Source organism: Cedecea sp. VD22, assembly GCF_037150195.1.
In the GTDB taxonomy this organism is placed as follows: Bacteria; Pseudomonadota; Gammaproteobacteria; order Enterobacterales; family Enterobacteriaceae; genus Cedecea.
In genome coordinates, this window is record NZ_JBBCPX010000008.1 from 80,966 (window position 1) to 98,740 (window position 17,775).

The window sequence follows — 17,775 nt, forward strand, 5'->3', positions numbered from 1 at the left end:
GTACTGGCTCCTGGTCGCCCCTGGTGGGCAAAACCTCTATGATACACACTATTTTATACGAATTAACCCATCGTCAAGGGTGGGCGACGCACAAGAAGGGTGGAAAATAGCATGAGTGGAAACGAAAACAATCTGATTTGGATTGATTTAGAAATGACCGGTCTGGATCCCGAGCGGGATCGCATTATTGAGATTGCTACCCTGGTGACCGATGCCAACCTGAACATTCTGGCAGAAGGGCCAACCATCGCGGTACATCAGTCTGATGCACAGCTGGCGTTAATGGATGACTGGAACGTTCGCACCCATACTGCAAGCGGGCTGGTTGAGCGCGTGAAGGCAAGTCAGCATGACGATCGTGCGGCGGAGCTGGCAACGCTGGAATTCCTGAAACAGTGGGTACCTGCGAATACATCCCCGATTTGTGGGAACAGCATCGGGCAGGATCGTCGCTTCTTGTTTAAGTATATGCCTGAGCTGGAAGCCTACTTCCATTATCGATACCTCGACGTGAGCACGTTGAAAGAGCTGGCGCGCCGCTGGAAGCCAGAAATTCTGCCCGGCTTTAAAAAACAGGGGACCCACCAGGCGATGGACGATATTCGCGAGTCCGTAGCGGAACTGGCTTACTATCGCGAGAATTTTATTAAGCTTTAAAAACAGTCCCCTTGCCGAAAGGTGAGGGGAAAATAGCCAAAGACGACGATAAAATAATCATCATGGCGATTTAACCAGCAGTCAGACGAAAATCGCGAAAAAAAACGCTTGAGGGCTTGCGACAAAAACGAATTCTCGTATAATGCGCCTCCCGTACCGATGCAGAATTTGCAGCGTTACACAGAGCGGGAATAGCTCAGTTGGTAGAGCACGACCTTGCCAAGGTCGGGGTCGCGAGTTCGAGTCTCGTTTCCCGCTCCAAAATTTGATTTGGCTTTTACAGCCATGCACCACCCAAGCGGGAATAGCTCAGTTGGTAGAGCACGACCTTGCCAAGGTCGGGGTCGCGAGTTCGAGTCTCGTTTCCCGCTCCAAAATTTGATTGGCTTTTACAGCCACGCACCACCCAAGCGGGAATAGCTCAGTTGGTAGAGCACGACCTTGCCAAGGTCGGGGTCGCGAGTTCGAGTCTCGTTTCCCGCTCCAAATTTTCCTTTCAAGCATAAATTATCCACAGCGTCCAGCAAGCGTCGCGGATGGTATTTTGCTGTCTTGCAATACAACTATGAACAGACTTATCCACAGCCTTCTGTCGTTCCTCGCATCTTCTACAAATGTAATATTTATTACACCAATATTTTAATGCATTGATAATTAAGGTATTAATTTAGTGTCGAAATATTAATGTAATGCTTGCAGAAATTTTGACACTTGAATGACAACGTGTTTTTGAATGTTATGCACACGCTGTGGACATATCACGCGTCGCGCGGAAGCCCTTTCTCAATCACCCTCACCAGACGCTGTTTCTTCGGTAACTGAACCTCAACGGCCTGCTCGCTTCGTCTGGCTAATTGTTGCGCAATCGCCCATTCAATGTGCTCATCCAGAAGTGGGTGCTCACCTTGTCTCTGTTCAAGCGCGGCCAGATTCGCCTCATCCCAGGGCGCGTTGCCCAGCGCAACGGCGATATTACGCAGCCAGCGAAGGTGGCCAATGCGACGGATCGCTGAGCCTTCGGTCACGCGCAGGAAGTGCTGCTCACTCCAGGCAAACAGCTCGATCAACGGCGGAGAATGGAGTGCTTTACGAGGGCTGAAGTCATCTTCTTCGCTAAGCTGCGAGTAGCGGTTCCACGGGCAGATTAGCTGGCAGTCATCGCAGCCGTAGATGCGGTTGCCGATAAGCGGCCGGAATTCTTCCGGGATTGCACCTTCAAGTTCTATGGTCAGATAGGAAATACACCGTCTTGCGTCCACCGTGTAGGGCTCGACGATGGCGTTGGTCGGGCAAAGGGTCATGCAGGCTACACAGCGGCCGCAGCCCTCCTCAACGGGGGAATCAATCGGCAGCGGAATGTCGACCAGCAATTCGCCGAGGAAGAAGAACGAACCCGACTCGCGATTAAGGGTTAGTGAGTGCTTACCTGTCCAGCCCAGCCCGGCTTTTTCGGCCAGGGGGCGCTCAAGAAGCGGCGCGGAGTCAACAAAAGGTCTAAAATTCAGCGTGGAGCAATGGGACTGAATCATTTCCCCCAGCTTTTTTAAGCGGTTACGCAAGACTTTATGGTAATCACGGCCCAGCGCGTAGCGGCTGACGTAACCTAGCTGCGGGTTTTTCAGCGTTGAGGCGAAGGCGGCGTTGGTTGGAAGGTAATTCATGCGAACGCTAATGACCCTAAGCGTACCGGGCACCAGTTCGTGTGGGCGCGCGCGCATCATGCCGTGCCGGGCCATCCAGTCCATTTCACCGTGATATTGCTTGTCGAGCCATTCCTGCAGCTGCGGCTCGCTGGCGGTGAGATCGGTATCGGTAATACCGACCTGCTGGAAGCCAAGATCTTTGCCCCATTGTTTAATGCTTTGCGCTAACTGATTGTAATCGAGGGGCTGTGACATGACGGACCATAACCTGAAAAAGTACGTCAAAAGTATACCACATTCGGTCTGGCCGGCAGACTGGCTGCGTAATGCTGAAAAAGACGCCGCCGATAGCCTGGGCATTACGCTTTATGAACTGATGCAGCGTGCCGGTGAAGCGGCATTTCAGATTGCCCGCACGCGTTATCCTGACGCTCGCCACTGGCTGATTGTCTGTGGGCACGGAAATAACGGCGGAGACGGGTATGTCGTTGCCCGGCTGGCGCAGGCGGCTGGTTTTCAGACAACGTTGCTGGCGGTAGAAAGCGATAAGCCCTTGCCCGAAGAAGCCGCTCAGGCGCGTGAAGCGTGGCTTAATGCGGGCGGCGTTCCGCACGATCCCGATAAAATCTGGCCCGCAGACGTTGATTTGATTATTGATGCCTTGCTGGGCATTGGCTTAAGTAGCGCGCCGCGTGAAGGTATTGCTCAACTGATTGAGCATATAAACGATCACCCTGCACCGGTTGTTGCGTTGGATATTCCTTCTGGTCTGCTGGCAGAAACGGGCGCTGTGCCCGGCACGGTGGTTCAGGCGGCGGATACGGTGACGTTTATCGCACTCAAACCAGGTTTACTCACAGGGAAGGCGCGAGATGTGGTTGGTAGATTGCACTATGCCGCTCTGGGGCTTGAACCCTGGCTCGAAAGGCAGATCGCGCCCATTTCCCGGTTTGATGTTCAGCAGCTTGCCGGGTGGATTAAACCGAGGCGGCCGACTTCGCATAAAGGGGATAACGGGCGGCTGGTACTGATTGGTGGCGACAGCGGCACTGCCGGAGCCATTCGTATGGCCGGCGAAGCTTCGCTTCGTGCAGGCGCGGGTCTTGTTCGGGTACTTACTCGTGCTGAAAACGTTGCGCCACTGCTTACCGCTTGCCCTGAGTTAATGGTTCATGAGCTGACGCCACAATCGCTTGATGAGGCTCTGGAATGGGCGGATGTGGTGGCCATTGGGCCAGGGCTTGGGCAGCAGGAATGGGGCAAGAAAGCGCTGCAGAAAGTCGAAAACAGCCGTAAACCGATGCTTTGGGATGCGGACGCGCTTAACCTTCTGGCAATCAACCCGGATAAACGTCAGAATCGCGTGATTACGCCTCATCCCGGCGAAGCGGCACGGCTGCTAAATTGCGCTGTGTCACAAATTGAGAGTGACCGCTTACTTGCAGTAAGGCGTTTGGTCAAACGTTATGGCGGAACCGTGGTCTTAAAAGGTGCCGGCACGCTGGTTGCCAGCCACGATCGGCTGGGCGTTATCGACGTTGGCAATGCCGGGATGGGAAGCGGTGGAATGGGGGATGTGCTGTCGGGGATCATTGCCGCATTGCTGGCACAGAAGCTTACCCCTTATGATGCTGCCTGTGCAGGCTGCGTGGCCCACGGCGCGGCGGCTGATGTTTTAGCTCGCCAGCGAGGCATGCGCGGCATGCTGGCAAGCGACCTGCTTTCAACGCTTTACCTGTTTGTTAACCCGGATTTGAATACCTGAAGCCATGATGAATCGAGTTATTGCATTACCTGAAGAAGCGGCAACGTTAGCGTTGGGTGAACGCCTGGCACAGGCCTGTGAGGGCGCGACGGTGATTTACCTTTATGGTGACCTCGGCGCGGGCAAAACCACCTTTAGCCGTGGTTTTTTACAGGCCCTGGGGCACAAGGGCAACGTTAAAAGCCCAACCTATACATTAGTTGAGCCATATCAGCTTGATAACCTGATGGTTTATCACTTTGACTTGTATCGTCTGGCAGACCCCGAAGAGCTTGAATTTATGGGGATCCGTGACTATTTCACCAACGACGCAATTTGCCTGGTGGAATGGCCGCAGCAGGGGACAGGTGTGCTCCCGGACCCGGATGTCGAAATTCACCTGAGCTACGAGGCGCAAGGTCGCGAAGCGCGCATTGCCGCCGTTTCCTCATCTGGTGAAGCGTTACTGGCGCGGTTAGCCAAATAGCAAGGATGACGGGATGATCTATCGCGTGAAAGGTTGGTTGATGGCTGGATTCCTGCTGCTGTGCTGTGCACAAGCGGGGGCGGCGGCGCTGTCTGATATTCAGGTTTCCAACGGTGAAAATCAGGCACGTATCACTTTTAGTTTTATGGGCGACCCGGAATACACTTTTTCACAGGATAATAAGCGAAGCGTTGCGCTGGATATCAAACAAACCGGCGTGATTCGCGGACTGCCTTTGCAGTTTAGCGGCAGTAATCTGGTGAAAAGCATTAGCGCCGGACAGCCAAAAGACGATCAATCTTTGCGCCTGGTCGTCGATTTAACCCAGCCTGGTAAAACCCGCGCGGTGAAACAGCAAAACGGTGCCAACTATACCGTTATCTTTACAATCAACGCTGATGCACCTCCACCTCCACCTCCACCTCCACCACCGCCGCCGGTTGTGGCTAAGCGCGTTGAACCCGTTGCCCCCGTTCAGGCTCCAGATCCTGCCCGTAATCCCTTTAAGCCTCAGCAGGTCACCGGCGTTATAGGTTCTAATACCGTGACTCGCCCGGCGGCTCGTGCAAAAAACAGTGGCCCGTCGGATACCGTTGTGGTCGCCATTGATGCCGGTCACGGCGGTCAGGATCCCGGTGCGATTGGCCCCGGCGGCACGCAGGAAAAGAACGTCACTATTTCTATCGCGCGGAAGCTGAAAGCCCTGCTGAATGATGACCCGATGTTCCGTGGCGTACTGACCCGTGATGGGGATTATTTTATCTCGGTCATGGGGCGTTCAGATGTAGCACGTAAGCAGAATGCAAACCTGCTTGTGTCCATTCATGCGGATGCAGCGCCGAATCGCGATGCCACTGGCGCATCCGTCTGGGTGCTTTCTAACCGCCGTGCAAACAGTGAAATGGCGGGCTGGCTGGAGCAGCACGAGAAACAATCTGAGTTGCTGGGCGGCGCGGGAGATGTGCTGGCAAATAGCCAGGCCGACCCCTACCTGAGCCAGGCTGTGCTGGATTTGCAGTTCGGTCATTCTCAGCGCGTCGGGTATGATGTCGCGACCAAAGTGCTGGCTCAGCTGCAGCGCGTAGGCTCTTTGCATAAGCGCCGCCCGGAACACGCGAGCCTGGGCGTGCTGCGTTCACCGGATATTCCTTCTCTGTTGGTTGAAACGGGCTTCATCAGCAACAGTTCCGAAGAGCGCTTGCTTGGCAGCGACTCTTACCAGCAGCAAATAGCTCAGGCCATTTATGAGGGGCTGCGTAACTATTTCCGCGAGCACCCGCTGCAGTCTGCTCCATCGAATGAGCAAACTGCCCGTAGCCAACTGGGTTCGCCGCAGCAGGTCGCGGTGACCAACTAAGGAGATAACATGCCGATTCAGGTTCTGCCGCCGCAGCTTGCGAACCAGATCGCCGCTGGCGAGGTTGTAGAGCGCCCTGCGTCGGTAGTGAAGGAGCTGGTTGAGAACAGCCTTGATGCCGGGGCCACGCGCATAGATATCGACATTGAACGTGGTGGCGCGAAGCTCATTCGTATTCGGGACAACGGCTGCGGTATCAAGCAGGAAGAGCTGGCGCTGGCGCTGGCTCGCCACGCCACCAGTAAAATTGCTTCGCTTGACGATCTGGAGGCCATTATCAGCCTCGGGTTTCGTGGCGAAGCGCTGGCAAGTATCAGCTCCGTTTCCCGCCTGACCCTGACATCGCGTACCGCAGAACAAAATGAAGCCTGGCAGGCCTACGCCGAAGGGCGTGACCAGGCTGTGACGGTCAAACCAGCCGCGCACCCCGTTGGAACAACGCTCGAAGTGCTCGATCTGTTTTACAACACGCCTGCGCGCCGAAAGTTCATGCGCACCGAAAAAACCGAATTTAATCATATTGATGAAGTGGTCCGCCGCATTGCGCTGGCGCGGTTCGACGTTTCTATCACGCTTAATCACAACGGCAAAATGATCCGCCAGTACCGTGCCGTACAGGAAGATGCGCCACGCGAGCGTCGCCTGGGGGCCATTTGCGGTACGCCGTTTCTTGAACAGGCGCTGGCCATTGAGTGGCAGCACGGGGATTTGATGCTACGTGGCTGGGTTGCTGAGCCTTCTGCAACCACTTCGGCCCTGGCGGAGATCCAATATTGTTATGTTAACGGGCGCATGATGCGCGACCGCTTAATTAACCATGCGATTCGCCAGGCCTGTGAAGACAAACTGGGCGTGGATCAGCAGCCAGCCTTTGTGCTGTATCTGGAGATCGATCCGCATCAGGTGGACGTTAACGTTCACCCTGCGAAGCATGAGGTGCGTTTCCATCAGTCACGGCTGGTGCATGACTTTATTTATCAGGGCGTGATAAGCGTACTTCAGCAGCAGGGTGAGAACGCTCTGGCGCTGGAAGAAACGGCGGAAACGCCCGTTGAGCGCTGGCAACCGGAGAACCGTGTTGCCGCCGGGCGCAATCAGTTTGCCACGCCAGCCGTCGCGCGTGAGCCCCGTGAGACTGCGCCAAGGCAGATTTCGTCTACATCTGGCAGCGGTGGCCGTCCAGCCGGGGTCGGAGGTACGCCCCTTTGGCCACACGCAGCGCCTGGCTATCAAAAGCAGCAGGGTGCCCTTTACCATCAGTTGCTTGAGACGCCTGAGGTCGAGCCAAAACCTGCCGTTCGTGCTGAAGAACCAGCTGCGTTAGAGGGCCACTCGCAAAGTTTTGGCCGGGTGTTAACGGTTTTACCGCCGGATAAAGCTTTGCTGGAGCGACAGGGCAAACTTTCGCTGCTTTCGCTGGTGGTGGCCGAACGGTGGCTAAAACAGGCGCAACTGGCGCCGGGGAGTGAAGGCCTGCGTGCTCAGCCGCTGCTGATTCCGCTCCGGCTGAAAGTCAGTCGCGAAGAACATGACGTATTGGTTAAATATCAGGCGCTTTTAAAAGAAATGGGCATTGAGTTTGATACCGATGCCCGGCAGATAACAATTCGCACGGTACCTTTACCTTTACGGAAACAAAATTTACAAATCTTGATTCACGAACTGCCAGGATACCTGGCGCAACAGGCGGACGTTTCGGCGGGCCAGCTGGCTTTGTGGATTGCTCGTCATTTGGCAAGCGATCATGAACAGTGGAGTCAGGCTCAGGCGATTACCCTGCTGGCAGACGTTGAACGTCTTTGCCCGCAGTTGGTGAAATCACCCCCCAGCGGTTTACTGCAACCTGTTGATTTACAATCGGCGATGAACGCCCTGAAAGATGACTGAAGATAAAAAAAGGCCACAGGCGATTTTTTTAATGGGGCCAACGGCCTCAGGTAAGACGGCACTTGCTATTAATTTGCGTAAAACTTTGCCGGTAGAGTTGATAAGCGTAGATTCGGCCCTCATCTATCGTGGAATGGATGTCGGTACCGCTAAGCCAACGGAACAAGAGCAAGCCCAGGCGCCTCACCGGTTACTGGACCTGCTTGACCCGGCTCAGGCGTACTCTGCGGCAGATTTTCGCCGTGATGCGCTGGCCGAGATGGCTGAAATTACCGCCGCCGGGTGTATTCCGCTGCTGGTCGGTGGGACTATGCTCTATTTTAAAGCGCTGCTGGAAGGGCTTTCGCCACTGCCGTCGGCGGACCCGGAAGTCAGGGCAAGAATAGAGCAACAGGCGGCAGAGCAAGGATGGAATGCGCTGCATCGTCAACTGGAGGAAATCGATCCGGTTGCCGCTGCCCGGATTCATCCAAATGATCCGCAAAGGCTTTCCCGGGCACTGGAAGTTTTTTTCATTTCGGGTAAAACTTTAACGGAACTGACGCAAACGTCAGGAGAAGCTCTGCCGTATCAGGTGCATCAGTTCGCCATCGCCCCGGCGAGCCGTGAACTGCTCCATCAGCGAATTGAGCAGCGTTTTCATCAGATGTTAGCTTCAGGTTTTGAAGCAGAAGTGCGGGCGCTTTTTGCTCGCGGAGATTTGCATACGGAGATGCCTTCCATCCGTTGTGTGGGCTACCGCCAGATGTGGGCTTATTTGGCCGGTGAAACGTCATACGATGAAATGGTTTATCGAGGTATTTGCGCGACGCGTCAATTGGCTAAGCGCCAGATGACCTGGCTGCGTGGTTGGGAAGGTGTTCACTGGTTAGACAGTGAAAAACCTGAGCAGGCATACAGCGAAGTGCTACAGGTTGTTAGTGCGAAGCATGGGTGAATGTGTACAATTGAATCGTCAGCGTGCGCAAATTTTTACGCAGTTTTTCAGAGCTAATCGCTCTTGAGTGACAAACAACAAACATATAAGGAAAAGATAGAATGGCTAAGGGGCAATCTTTACAAGATCCGTTCTTGAACGCACTGCGTCGTGAACGTGTTCCAGTTTCTATTTATTTGGTGAATGGTATTAAGCTGCAAGGTCAAATTGAGTCTTTCGATCAGTTCGTGATCCTGTTGAAAAACACGGTCAGCCAGATGGTCTATAAGCACGCGATTTCTACCGTTGTTCCGTCTCGTCCGGTTTCTCATCATAGCAATAACACCGGCACCGGCGGTTCTGGCGGCTACCATCACGGCGGCAGCGCGCAGGCTGGTTCTGCGCCGCAACAAGACAGCGAAGAAACCGAATAAGGTTGCTTGCTGTTTTCCCGGTCGGGGGACCAGTTCAACTGCGTTCCCCGCTGGTCTTTTTGAGAGGTTATACGCTTGTTTGACCGTTATGATGCCGGTGAGCAGGCGGTACTGGTTCACATCTATTTTTCGCAAGACAAAGACATGGAAGACCTGGCGGAGTTTGAATCCCTGGTCTCTTCAGCCGGTGTCGAAGCGCTGCAGGTGGTAACCGGTAGCCGCAAGTCCCCGCACCCAAAGTATTTTGTTGGTGAAGGCAAAGCCGTTGAGATTGCCGAGGCCGTTAAGGCCACTGGGGCGTCGGTTGTGCTGTTTGATCATGCGTTATCGCCCGCCCAGGAACGTAATCTGGAAGCCCTGTGCCAGTGTCGTGTTATCGATCGCACCGGGTTAATTTTAGATATTTTTGCCCAACGTGCACGTACCCATGAGGGTAAATTGCAGGTTGAGCTGGCCCAGCTTCGCCATTTGGCTACGCGCCTGGTACGCGGCTGGACTCACCTTGAGCGCCAGAAAGGCGGGATCGGTTTACGTGGTCCAGGGGAAACCCAGCTCGAGACGGACCGTCGTCTGCTGCGCAATCGTATTATGCTGATCCTTTCGCGGTTAGAGCGCGTAGAAAAACAGCGCGAGCAGGGACGGCGTTCACGTAATAAAGCCGATGTGCCGACGATTTCATTGGTGGGTTACACCAACGCCGGTAAATCCACGCTATTTAATAGAATTACCGCGGCCGATGTTTATGCCGCGGATCAGCTATTTGCCACACTCGATCCTACACTGCGCCGTATTGACGTCGCCGATGTGGGCGAAACCGTGCTGGCAGATACTGTCGGTTTTATTCGCCACCTGCCTCACGATCTGGTAGCGGCGTTTAAGGCCACTTTGCAGGAGACACGTCAGGCCACGCTGTTGTTACACGTGATTGACGCGGCCGACTTCCGGATGCAGGAAAACATTGCAGCAGTCGATACCGTACTGGAAGAGATTGAGGCGAATGAAATCCCTACGCTGTTGGTCATGAATAAAATCGATGCGCTGGATGAGTTTGAGCCGCGTATCGACAGGAACGACGAGAATGTGCCGATCCGCGTCTGGCTTTCCGCACAGACCGGTGCCGGTGTCCCACTGCTTTTCCAGGCTCTGACGGAGCGTTTGTCTGGTGAAATTGCGCAGCATACGCTGCGTTTACCCCCTCAGGCAGGGCGTTTGCGGAGCCGTTTTTATCAGCTTCAGGCAATAGAAAAAGAGTGGACAGAGGAAGACGGGTGCGTGGGGTTAGAAGTTCGTATGCCTATCGTGGACTGGCGTCGCCTCTGTAAACAAGAACCGGCACTCGCGGATTACATCGTTTAGATGTCATCAGACTGGTTCATATACCCTAAATAATTCGAGTTGCAGGCAGGCGACAAGGCCGAGAGTTCCCAGGAGCATAGCCTAACTATGTGACTGGGGTGAGCGGGCGCAGCCACCGCACCTGCGGCTTGAAGTATGACGGGTATAAATGTCCTGAAGACTATTTCCCCCTCGGGGGATATCACCGCACAACAAATATGGAGCATAAACATGGCGTGGAATCAGCCCGGTAATAACGGACAGGACCGCGACCCGTGGGGAAGCAGCAAGCCTGGCGGCGACTCTGGGGGTAACAAAGGAGGGCGCGATCAGGGGCCACCTGATCTGGATGATATCTTCCGCAAGCTGAGTAAAAAACTCGGCGGCCTTGGCGGCGGGAAAAGCGGTGGCAGCGGCGGTGGTAATGCATCGCAGGGGCCGGGCAATCCTATTGGCGGTCGAGTGGTCGGTATTGTGGCTGCAGCCGCGGTCATTATCTGGGCCGCAACCGGGTTCTATACCATTAAAGAAGCCGAACGCGGTGTTGTGACCCGCTTTGGTAAATTCAGCCATCTCGTTGAGCCGGGTCTGAACTGGAAACCGACGTTTATCGACAGCGTCCAGGCAGTGAACGTTGAGTCGGTACGTGAACTTGCGGCGTCCGGTGTGATGCTGACTTCTGACGAAAACGTCGTGCGCGTTGAGATGAACGTGCAGTACCGCGTGACCGATCCACAGCGCTATTTGTTCAGCGTGACCAGTGCGGATGACAGCCTGCGTCAGGCCACCGACAGCGCACTGCGGGGCGTTATCGGTAAATACACCATGGATAAGATCCTCACCGAGGGGCGTACCGTAATTCGTAGCGATACCCAGCGTGAGCTTGAAGAAACCATCAAGCCTTACAACATGGGTATCACGCTGCTGGACGTAAACTTCCAGACGGCACGTCCGCCAGAAGAAGTTAAGGCCGCCTTTGATGATGCGATTGCCGCTCGTGAGAACGAACAGCAGTACATTCGTGAGGCAGAAGCTTACAGCAACGAAGTACAGCCGCGTGCAAACGGCCAGGCTCAGCGTATTCTGGAAGAAGCGCGTGCTTATAAAGCACAAACCGTTCTGGAAGCGCAGGGTGAAGTGGCTCGCTTTGCGAAGATGCTGCCAGAATATAAAGCCGCACCGCAGATTACTCGCGAGCGTCTGTATATCGAAACCATGGAAAAAGTCCTTAGCCACACCCGTAAAGTGCTGGTTAACGATAAAGGTGGCAACCTGATGGTGCTGCCGTTGGATCAGATGTTGAAGGGCGGCGCTCAGCAGCCGGCCGCGAAGAGCGATAACAGCGCAGCGAACAATTTGCTGCGTCTGCCGCCAGCGTCCAGCTCAAGCAGCAGTGCCAGCACCTCTTCGTCCTCCTCGAGTGGCGATATCATGGATCAGCGCCGTGCCAACGCACTGCGCAACGATACCCAGCGCGTAGGGAGTGAATAACGATGCGTAAGTCTTTTGTGGCAGTAATTATCATCGTGCTGGTCGTGATCTACACCTCGCTGTTTGTGGTGCATGAGGGCGAGCGCGGCATTACATTACGCTTCGGCAAAGTCCTGCGTGATGATGAAAACAAACCGGTCGTGTATGAGCCAGGTCTGCACTTCAAGATCCCGTTCATTGAAACCGTGAAAACTCTGGATGCGCGTATCCAGACGATGGACAACCAGGCCGATCGCTTTGTAACCAAAGAGAAAAAAGACCTGATCGTTGACTCCTACATCAAGTGGCGCATCAGCGACTTCAGCCGTTACTACCTTGCCACCGGTGGTGGTGATGTTTCTCAGGCAGAAGTCCTGCTGAAGCGTAAGTTCAGTGACCGTCTGCGATCTGAGATTGGTCGTCTGGATGTGAAAGACATCGTGACCGATTCCCGTGGTCGCCTGACGTTGGACGTCCGTGACGCTCTGAACTCCGGTTCTGCGGGCACGGATGATGAAGTCGCAACGCCTGCAGCTGACGATGCCATTGCTTCCGCAGCGGCGCGTATTACTGAAGAGACCAACGGTAAAGTGCCGGTGGTTAACCCGAACAGTATGGCGGCGTTGGGTATTGAAGTTGTGGACGTCCGTATTAAGCAGATTAACCTGCCTGCTGAAGTGTCCGAGGCGATTTACAACCGTATGCGTGCAGAGCGTGAAGCAGTTGCCCGTCGTCACCGTTCACAGGGTCAGGAAGAAGCTGAGAAGCTGCGTGCAACCGCAGACTACGAAGTTACCCGTACGCTGGCAGAAGCCGAGCGTGAAGGGCGTATCTCTCGTGGTGAAGGTGATGCTGAAGCCGCGAAGCTGTTTGCTGATGCGTTTAGCCAGGATCCAGACTTCTACGCCTTTATCCGTAGCCTGCGTGCTTATGAAGCCAGCTTCCAGTCTAATCAGGACATCATGGTACTGAGCCCGGACAGCGACTTCTTCCGTTACATGAAAACGCCAGCCAATAGCTCACGCTAATCGCTGAGTAATGAGAAAGAGCCGGTTTACCGGCTCTTTTTTTATGCCCGCAAAGGATGATTATGAATTCAACAATCTGGCTGGCGCTTGCGCTGGTTTTGGTACTCGAAGGCCTGGGACCGATGATTTATCCGCGCATTTGGCGGCGAATGATTCTGGCTATGGCGCAATTACCGGACACGCTATTGCGCCGTTTTGGCGGTGGTCTTGTGGTTGCTGGCATCGTTATCTACTACATGTTGAGTCGCGCCAGTAGCTGAGTGAAATTTATCCGGCAGAAACTGATTTTGTATACTAAAAGGGCTGTTCATCTGAGAAACCGATGGTAGAATCCATTTTTAAGCAAACGGTGATTTTGAAAAATGGGTAACAACGTCGTCGTACTGGGCACCCAATGGGGTGACGAAGGTAAAGGAAAGATCGTCGATCTTCTGACTGAACGGGCTAAATATGTTGTGCGCTATCAGGGCGGTCACAACGCAGGTCACACTCTCGTAATCAACGGTGAAAAAACCGTTCTTCATCTTATTCCATCAGGCATTCTTCGCGAAAACGTCACCAGCATCATCGGTAACGGCGTTGTGCTGTCTCCAGCTGCGCTGATGAAAGAGATGAAAGGTCTGGAAGACCGCGGTATTCCAGTACGTGAGCGTCTGCTGCTGTCAGAAGCTTGCCCGCTGATCCTTGACTACCACGTTGCGCTGGACGTTGCGCGTGAAAAAGCTCGCGGCGCGAAAGCTATCGGTACAACCGGTCGCGGCATCGGGCCGGCTTACGAAGACAAAGTGGCCCGTCGTGGCCTGCGCGTTGGCGACCTGTTCGACAAAGCCACCTTTGCAGACAAGCTGAAAGAAGTGATGGAATACCATAACTTCCAGCTGGTGAACTTCTACAAAGTTGAAGCCGTTGACTACCAGAAAGTGCTGGACGATGCGATGGCGGTTGCCGACATTCTGACCAGCATGGTTGTGGATGTCTCTGACCTGCTGGATCAGGCGCGTCAACGCGGCGACTTCATCATGTTCGAAGGTGCTCAGGGTACGCTGCTGGACATCGACCACGGTACCTATCCGTACGTAACCTCCTCTAACACCACCGCAGGTGGCGTTGCGACCGGCTCCGGCATCGGTCCGCGCTATGTGGATTACGTTCTGGGTATTATCAAAGCTTACTCCACTCGCGTGGGTGCTGGTCCGTTCCCAACTGAACTGTTTGATGACATCGGCGAATTCCTGTGCAAACAGGGTAACGAATTCGGGGCTACTACCGGTCGTCGCCGTCGTACCGGCTGGCTGGATGCGGTTGCCGTGCGTCGTGCCGTGCAGATCAACTCCTTGTCCGGCTTCTGCCTGACCAAGCTTGACGTCCTGGACGGCCTGAAAGAAGTGAAAATCTGCGTAGGCTATCGTATGCCTGATGGTCGTGAAGTGACCACCACGCCAATGGCTGCGGATGACTGGGAAGGTATCGAACCGATTTATGAAGTGATGCCAGGCTGGTCTGAAACCACTTTCGGCGTGAAAGAGCGCAGCGGTCTGCCGCAGGCAGCGCTGAACTACATCAAACGCATTGAAGAAGTCACCGGCGTACCGATTGATATTATTTCAACCGGCCCGGACCGTACTGAAACCATGATTCTGCGCGATCCGTTCGACGCATAATGATGTCACGGGGTGTGGTTTCACACCCCGTATCGCTTTCTTCCCGCCGCTTTATTCATCATTCCAATCAAATAAATTAGCTGGCAACCATATGGCTGGTTTATCATCAATATGTACCTGCTTTAAGGTACAACTTGCCTTACGCAAAGCGTTTCCCCTCCCACCCATGAGGTTGATGTGCAGTTAACGAGTTTTACTGATTACGGTTTACGTGCTTTGATTTATATGGCTTCTCTTCCCGAAGGGAGAATGACCAATATCTCTGAAGTCACAGAGGTGTACGGCGTGTCCCGTAATCACATGGTGAAAATCATCAATCAACTCAGCCGCGCGGGCTATGTTATGGCCGTGCGAGGAAAAAATGGCGGCATTCGCCTTGGTAAGCCAGCGGAAACGATCCGCATTGGCGACGTGGTGCGCGAGCTGGAGCCGCTCTCATTGGTGAACTGTAGCAGTGAGTTTTGTCATATCACCCCCGCCTGCCGACTCAAACAGGCTTTGGCTGAGGCGGTGCAGAGTTTCCTTCAGGAACTGGACAAGCACACGCTGGCCGACCTGGTGGACCAAAACCAACCGCTCTACAAATTACTGCTGGTGGAATAATCACGATTCCATCTGCGGATGACAACGGAGGACCCGAAATGTCAAAAGATCCTTTCCAGGAACGAGAAGCCGAAAAATACGAAAACCCGATCCCAAGCCGGGAGTTTATTCTCGACCATCTCTCAAAACGTGAAAAACCGGCCAGCCGCGAAGAGCTGGCGGAAGAACTAAAAATCTCCGGTGAAGAACAGCTTGAAGCTTTGCGCCGCCGCCTCCGTGCGATGGAGCGTGATGGCCAACTGGTCTTCACCCGCCGCCAGTGTTACGCGCTGCCGGAACGCCTGGATCTGCTGAAAGGTAAAGTGATCGGCCACCGCGACGGATTCGGTTTCCTGCGAGTTGAAGGAAGTAAAGACGATCTCTATCTTTCATCCGAGCAGATGAAAATGTGCATGCATGGCGATCTGGTGCTGGCGCAGCCGCTCGGCGCGGACCGTAAAGGCCGCCGCGAAGCGCGTATTGTGCGAGTGCTGGAGCCAAGAACCGGGCTGATTGTTGGCCGCTACTTTACCGACGCAGGCGTAGGTTTTGTGGTGCCGGACGACAGCCGCCTGAGCTTCGACATTCTGATCCCGCCGGAAGCGCTGATGGGCGCCCGTATGGGCTTTGTGGTGGTGGTCGAGCTGACCCAACGTCCGACCCGTCGTACCAAAGCGATCGGTAAGATTGTTGAAGTGCTTGGCGACAACATGGATACCGGCATGGCCGTTGATATGGCGCTGCGTACCCATGAAATCCCGCACGTCTGGCCGAAAGAAGTTGAAGCCCAGGTTGCAAAACTGAAAGAAGAAGTGCCGGAAGAAGCTAAAATCGGCCGTGTTGATCTGCGCGATCTACCGCTGGTGACCATCGACGGCGAAGACGCGCGTGACTTTGACGATGCCGTATTCTGCGAGAAAAAACGCGGCGGTGGCTGGCGCCTGTGGGTTGCGATTGCCGACGTAAGTTACTACGTTCGTCCCCCTACGGCGCTGGATAACGAAGCCCGCAATCGCGGGACGTCAGTTTACTTCCCGTCGCAGGTAGTACCGATGCTGCCGGAAGTGCTTTCAAACGGCCTGTGTTCCCTCAACCCGCAGGTTGACCGCCTGTGTATGGTCTGCGAGATGACCATCTCCGCGGCAGGGCGCCTGACGGGCTATAAATTCTATGAAGCGGTGATGAGCTCCCATGCGCGTCTGACCTACACCAAGGTCTGGCATATGCTGCAGGGCGATCAGGAACTGCGCGAGCAATATGCGCCGCTGGTTAAACACATCGAAGAGCTGCATAACCTCTACAAAGTGCTGGAAGTTTCTCGTGCTCAACGCGGCGGGATCTCGTTTGAAAGCGAAGAAGCAAAGTTTATCTTCAACGCTGAGCGCCGCATTGAGCGCGTCGAGCAGACCGTGCGTAACGATGCACACAAACTGATCGAAGAGTGTATGATCCTCGCTAACATCTCGGCGGCGCGTTTTGTCGAGAAGAATAACGAGCCAGCGCTGTTCCGCGATCACGATCGCCCAAGCAACGATGCGATCACTGCGTTCCGTTCGGTGCTGGCTGAGCTGGGCCTTGAGTTGCCAGGCGGGCAGAAACCAGAACCGCGTGATTACGCCGATCTGCTGGAATCTATCGCCGATCGCCCTGACCACGAAATGCTGCAAACCATGCTGCTGCGCTCGATGAAACAGGCGATTTACGATCCGGAAAACCGGGGGCACTTTGGTCTGGCGCTGCAGTCCTACGCGCACTTTACTTCGCCAATTCGTCGCTACCCGGACTTGTCCCTGCACCGCGCCATTAAATACTTACTGGCAAAAGAGCAGGGGCATACCGGGAACAGCACCGAATCCGGCGGCTGGCACTACAGCATGGAAGAGATGCTGCAGTTGGGTCAGCACTGCTCGATGACCGAACGCCGCGCTGACGAAGCGACTCGCGACGTAGCGGACTGGTTGAAGTGCGACTTTATGCAGGATCAGGTCGGCCAGGTATTCAACGGCATTATTGCCAGCGTAACAGGCTTCGGTTTCTTCGTGCGTCTGGACGATTTGTTTATCGACGGCCTGGTTCACGTCTCGACGTTGGACAACGACTACTACCGCTTTGACCAGATTGGTCAGCGCCTGATTGGCGAATCCGGCGGGCAGACTTATCGTCTGGGCGATCGCGTTGAGGTTCGGGTGGAAGCTGTACACATGGACGAACGTAAAATTGACTTCGCGTTGATCTCAAGCTCGCGTGCGCCGCGTGGCGAAGGTAAAACGGCAAAAGACAAAGCGAAGCGAGGCGGAAAGGGTGGTGCGCCATCTAAGCGCCGTCAGGCAGGCAAGCGCGTAAACTTCGAACCGGACAATGCTTTCCGTAAAGAGAAAGACGGAGCGAAAGCAAAGAAAGAGAAGGCTGGAAAGAAACCGAAGAAAGCCAAAGCGCCGTCTGACAAAACCCGTAAAATAGCCGCAGCAACGAAGGCGAAGCGCGCCGCGAAGAAGCAGGCGAGCTGATATTACCCTCACTCTGGCGTATTCCCTCCCGGAGAGGGAGAGGGGGCAAACAGAACGATAATGTATG

15 protein-coding genes and 3 tRNA genes are annotated in these 17,775 nt (G+C 54.6%); 17 read left to right on the plus strand and 1 reads right to left on the minus strand.

What is annotated here, in order from left to right:
- Positions 1 to 111 precede the first annotated feature (111 nt).
- The 4 genes from orn (at position 112) to WFK85_RS15320 (ending at position 1,143) form a co-directional block, all read left to right on the plus strand.
- Complete coding sequence (orn, locus tag WFK85_RS15305; RefSeq protein ID WP_336708812.1) at positions 112 to 657, plus strand: oligoribonuclease; 546 nt, start codon at positions 112 to 114, stop codon at positions 655 to 657.
- Positions 658 to 842: 185 nt separating this feature from the next.
- A tRNA-Gly gene (locus tag WFK85_RS15310) sits at positions 843 to 918 on the plus strand.
- Positions 919 to 955: 37 nt separating this feature from the next.
- A tRNA-Gly gene (locus tag WFK85_RS15315) sits at positions 956 to 1,031 on the plus strand.
- A 36-nt stretch (positions 1,032 to 1,067) separates the two neighbouring features.
- A tRNA-Gly gene (locus tag WFK85_RS15320) sits at positions 1,068 to 1,143 on the plus strand.
- A gap of 272 nt (positions 1,144 to 1,415) precedes the next feature.
- Here WFK85_RS15320 and queG read toward each other — a convergent pair.
- Positions 1,416 to 2,555, minus strand: a complete 1,140-nt coding sequence (gene queG / locus WFK85_RS15325; protein WP_336708813.1) for a tRNA epoxyqueuosine(34) reductase QueG — start codon at positions 2,553 to 2,555, stop codon at positions 1,416 to 1,418.
- On the opposite strand from queG, the gene nnr reads away from it, so the two are divergent.
- From nnr to rnr, 13 genes are all read left to right on the plus strand, one after another.
- On the plus strand, positions 2,554 to 4,065 hold the full coding sequence (gene nnr, locus WFK85_RS15330; RefSeq protein WP_336708815.1) for a bifunctional ADP-dependent NAD(P)H-hydrate dehydratase/NAD(P)H-hydrate epimerase: 1,512 nt from the start codon (positions 2,554 to 2,556) through the stop codon (positions 4,063 to 4,065). The two genes, queG and nnr, sit on opposite strands and share 2 nt — an antisense overlap.
- Before the next feature lie 4 nt (positions 4,066 to 4,069).
- Positions 4,070 to 4,531, plus strand: coding sequence for a tRNA (adenosine(37)-N6)-threonylcarbamoyltransferase complex ATPase subunit type 1 TsaE (gene tsaE / locus WFK85_RS15335; RefSeq protein WP_008453617.1), 462 nt, complete (start codon positions 4,070 to 4,072; stop codon positions 4,529 to 4,531).
- A gap of 13 nt (positions 4,532 to 4,544) precedes the next feature.
- Positions 4,545 to 5,888, plus strand: a complete 1,344-nt coding sequence (gene amiB, locus WFK85_RS15340) for an N-acetylmuramoyl-L-alanine amidase AmiB (RefSeq protein ID WP_336708817.1) — start codon at positions 4,545 to 4,547, stop codon at positions 5,886 to 5,888.
- A 9-nt stretch (positions 5,889 to 5,897) separates the two neighbouring features.
- Complete coding sequence (gene mutL / locus WFK85_RS15345; protein ID WP_166993305.1) at positions 5,898 to 7,775, plus strand: DNA mismatch repair endonuclease MutL; 1,878 nt, start codon at positions 5,898 to 5,900, stop codon at positions 7,773 to 7,775.
- Entirely contained in the window at positions 7,768 to 8,712 is a 945-nt protein-coding gene (miaA, locus tag WFK85_RS15350; protein ID WP_166993308.1) for a tRNA (adenosine(37)-N6)-dimethylallyltransferase MiaA, read from the plus strand. Before mutL ends, miaA begins: the two co-directional genes overlap by 8 nt.
- A 101-nt stretch (positions 8,713 to 8,813) precedes the next feature.
- On the plus strand, positions 8,814 to 9,125 hold the full coding sequence (hfq, locus tag WFK85_RS15355) for an RNA chaperone Hfq (RefSeq protein ID WP_008453608.1): 312 nt from the start codon (positions 8,814 to 8,816) through the stop codon (positions 9,123 to 9,125).
- Positions 9,126 to 9,200: 75 nt separating this feature from the next.
- Positions 9,201 to 10,481 (plus strand): ribosome rescue GTPase HflX, encoded by a 1,281-nt coding sequence (hflX, locus tag WFK85_RS15360; protein WP_008453606.1) that lies wholly within the window; start codon positions 9,201 to 9,203, stop codon positions 10,479 to 10,481.
- A 210-nt stretch (positions 10,482 to 10,691) separates the two neighbouring features.
- The gene (gene hflK, locus WFK85_RS15365; protein WP_008453604.1) at positions 10,692 to 11,951 is read left to right on the plus strand and encodes an FtsH protease activity modulator HflK; all 1,260 of its coding nucleotides are present in this window, start codon (positions 10,692 to 10,694) and stop codon (positions 11,949 to 11,951) included.
- Between the two features lie 2 nt (positions 11,952 to 11,953).
- Positions 11,954 to 12,958 carry a protease modulator HflC gene (gene hflC / locus WFK85_RS15370; protein WP_008453602.1) on the plus strand — a complete coding sequence of 335 codons (1,005 nt, stop codon included), beginning with the start codon at positions 11,954 to 11,956 and terminating at the stop codon, positions 12,956 to 12,958.
- Between the two features lie 62 nt (positions 12,959 to 13,020).
- Complete coding sequence (locus WFK85_RS15375) at positions 13,021 to 13,218, plus strand: DUF2065 domain-containing protein (protein ID WP_336708821.1); 198 nt, start codon at positions 13,021 to 13,023, stop codon at positions 13,216 to 13,218.
- 102 nt (positions 13,219 to 13,320) lie between these two features.
- On the plus strand, positions 13,321 to 14,619 hold the full coding sequence (locus WFK85_RS15380; RefSeq protein ID WP_008453598.1) for an adenylosuccinate synthase: 1,299 nt from the start codon (positions 13,321 to 13,323) through the stop codon (positions 14,617 to 14,619).
- Positions 14,620 to 14,796: 177 nt separating this feature from the next.
- Positions 14,797 to 15,222 carry a nitric oxide-sensing transcriptional repressor NsrR gene (nsrR, locus tag WFK85_RS15385; RefSeq protein WP_008460383.1) on the plus strand — a complete coding sequence of 142 codons (426 nt, stop codon included), beginning with the start codon at positions 14,797 to 14,799 and terminating at the stop codon, positions 15,220 to 15,222.
- Between the two features lie 38 nt (positions 15,223 to 15,260).
- Positions 15,261 to 17,708: a ribonuclease R gene (gene rnr, locus WFK85_RS15390; protein ID WP_008460386.1), complete on the plus strand. Its 2,448-nt coding sequence runs from the start codon at positions 15,261 to 15,263 to the stop codon at positions 17,706 to 17,708.
- Positions 17,709 to 17,775: the final 67 nt, after the last annotated feature.

What these genes read in the sequence shown, in the direction of transcription:
- hflC (WP_008453602.1), top strand. Translation starts at nt 11,954, where the DNA reads ATGCGTAAGTCTTTTGTGGCAGTAATTATCATCGTGCTGGTCGTGATC.
- WFK85_RS15380 (WP_008453598.1), top strand. Translation starts at nt 13,321, where the DNA reads ATGGGTAACAACGTCGTCGTACTGGGCACCCAATGGGGTGACGAAGGT.
- WFK85_RS15375 (WP_336708821.1), top strand. Translation starts at nt 13,021, where the DNA reads ATGAATTCAACAATCTGGCTGGCGCTTGCGCTGGTTTTGGTACTCGAA.
- queG (WP_336708813.1), bottom strand. Translation starts at nt 2,555, where the DNA reads ATGTCACAGCCCCTCGATTACAATCAGTTAGCGCAAAGCATTAAACAA.
- mutL (WP_166993305.1), top strand. Translation starts at nt 5,898, where the DNA reads ATGCCGATTCAGGTTCTGCCGCCGCAGCTTGCGAACCAGATCGCCGCT.
- tsaE (WP_008453617.1), top strand. Translation starts at nt 4,070, where the DNA reads ATGATGAATCGAGTTATTGCATTACCTGAAGAAGCGGCAACGTTAGCG.
- hflK (WP_008453604.1), top strand. Translation starts at nt 10,692, where the DNA reads ATGGCGTGGAATCAGCCCGGTAATAACGGACAGGACCGCGACCCGTGG.
- rnr (WP_008460386.1), top strand. Translation starts at nt 15,261, where the DNA reads ATGTCAAAAGATCCTTTCCAGGAACGAGAAGCCGAAAAATACGAAAAC.
- miaA (WP_166993308.1), top strand. Translation starts at nt 7,768, where the DNA reads ATGACTGAAGATAAAAAAAGGCCACAGGCGATTTTTTTAATGGGGCCA.
- amiB (WP_336708817.1), top strand. Translation starts at nt 4,545, where the DNA reads ATGATCTATCGCGTGAAAGGTTGGTTGATGGCTGGATTCCTGCTGCTG.
- nnr (WP_336708815.1), top strand. Translation starts at nt 2,554, where the DNA reads ATGACGGACCATAACCTGAAAAAGTACGTCAAAAGTATACCACATTCG.
- hfq (WP_008453608.1), top strand. Translation starts at nt 8,814, where the DNA reads ATGGCTAAGGGGCAATCTTTACAAGATCCGTTCTTGAACGCACTGCGT.
- orn (WP_336708812.1), top strand. Translation starts at nt 112, where the DNA reads ATGAGTGGAAACGAAAACAATCTGATTTGGATTGATTTAGAAATGACC.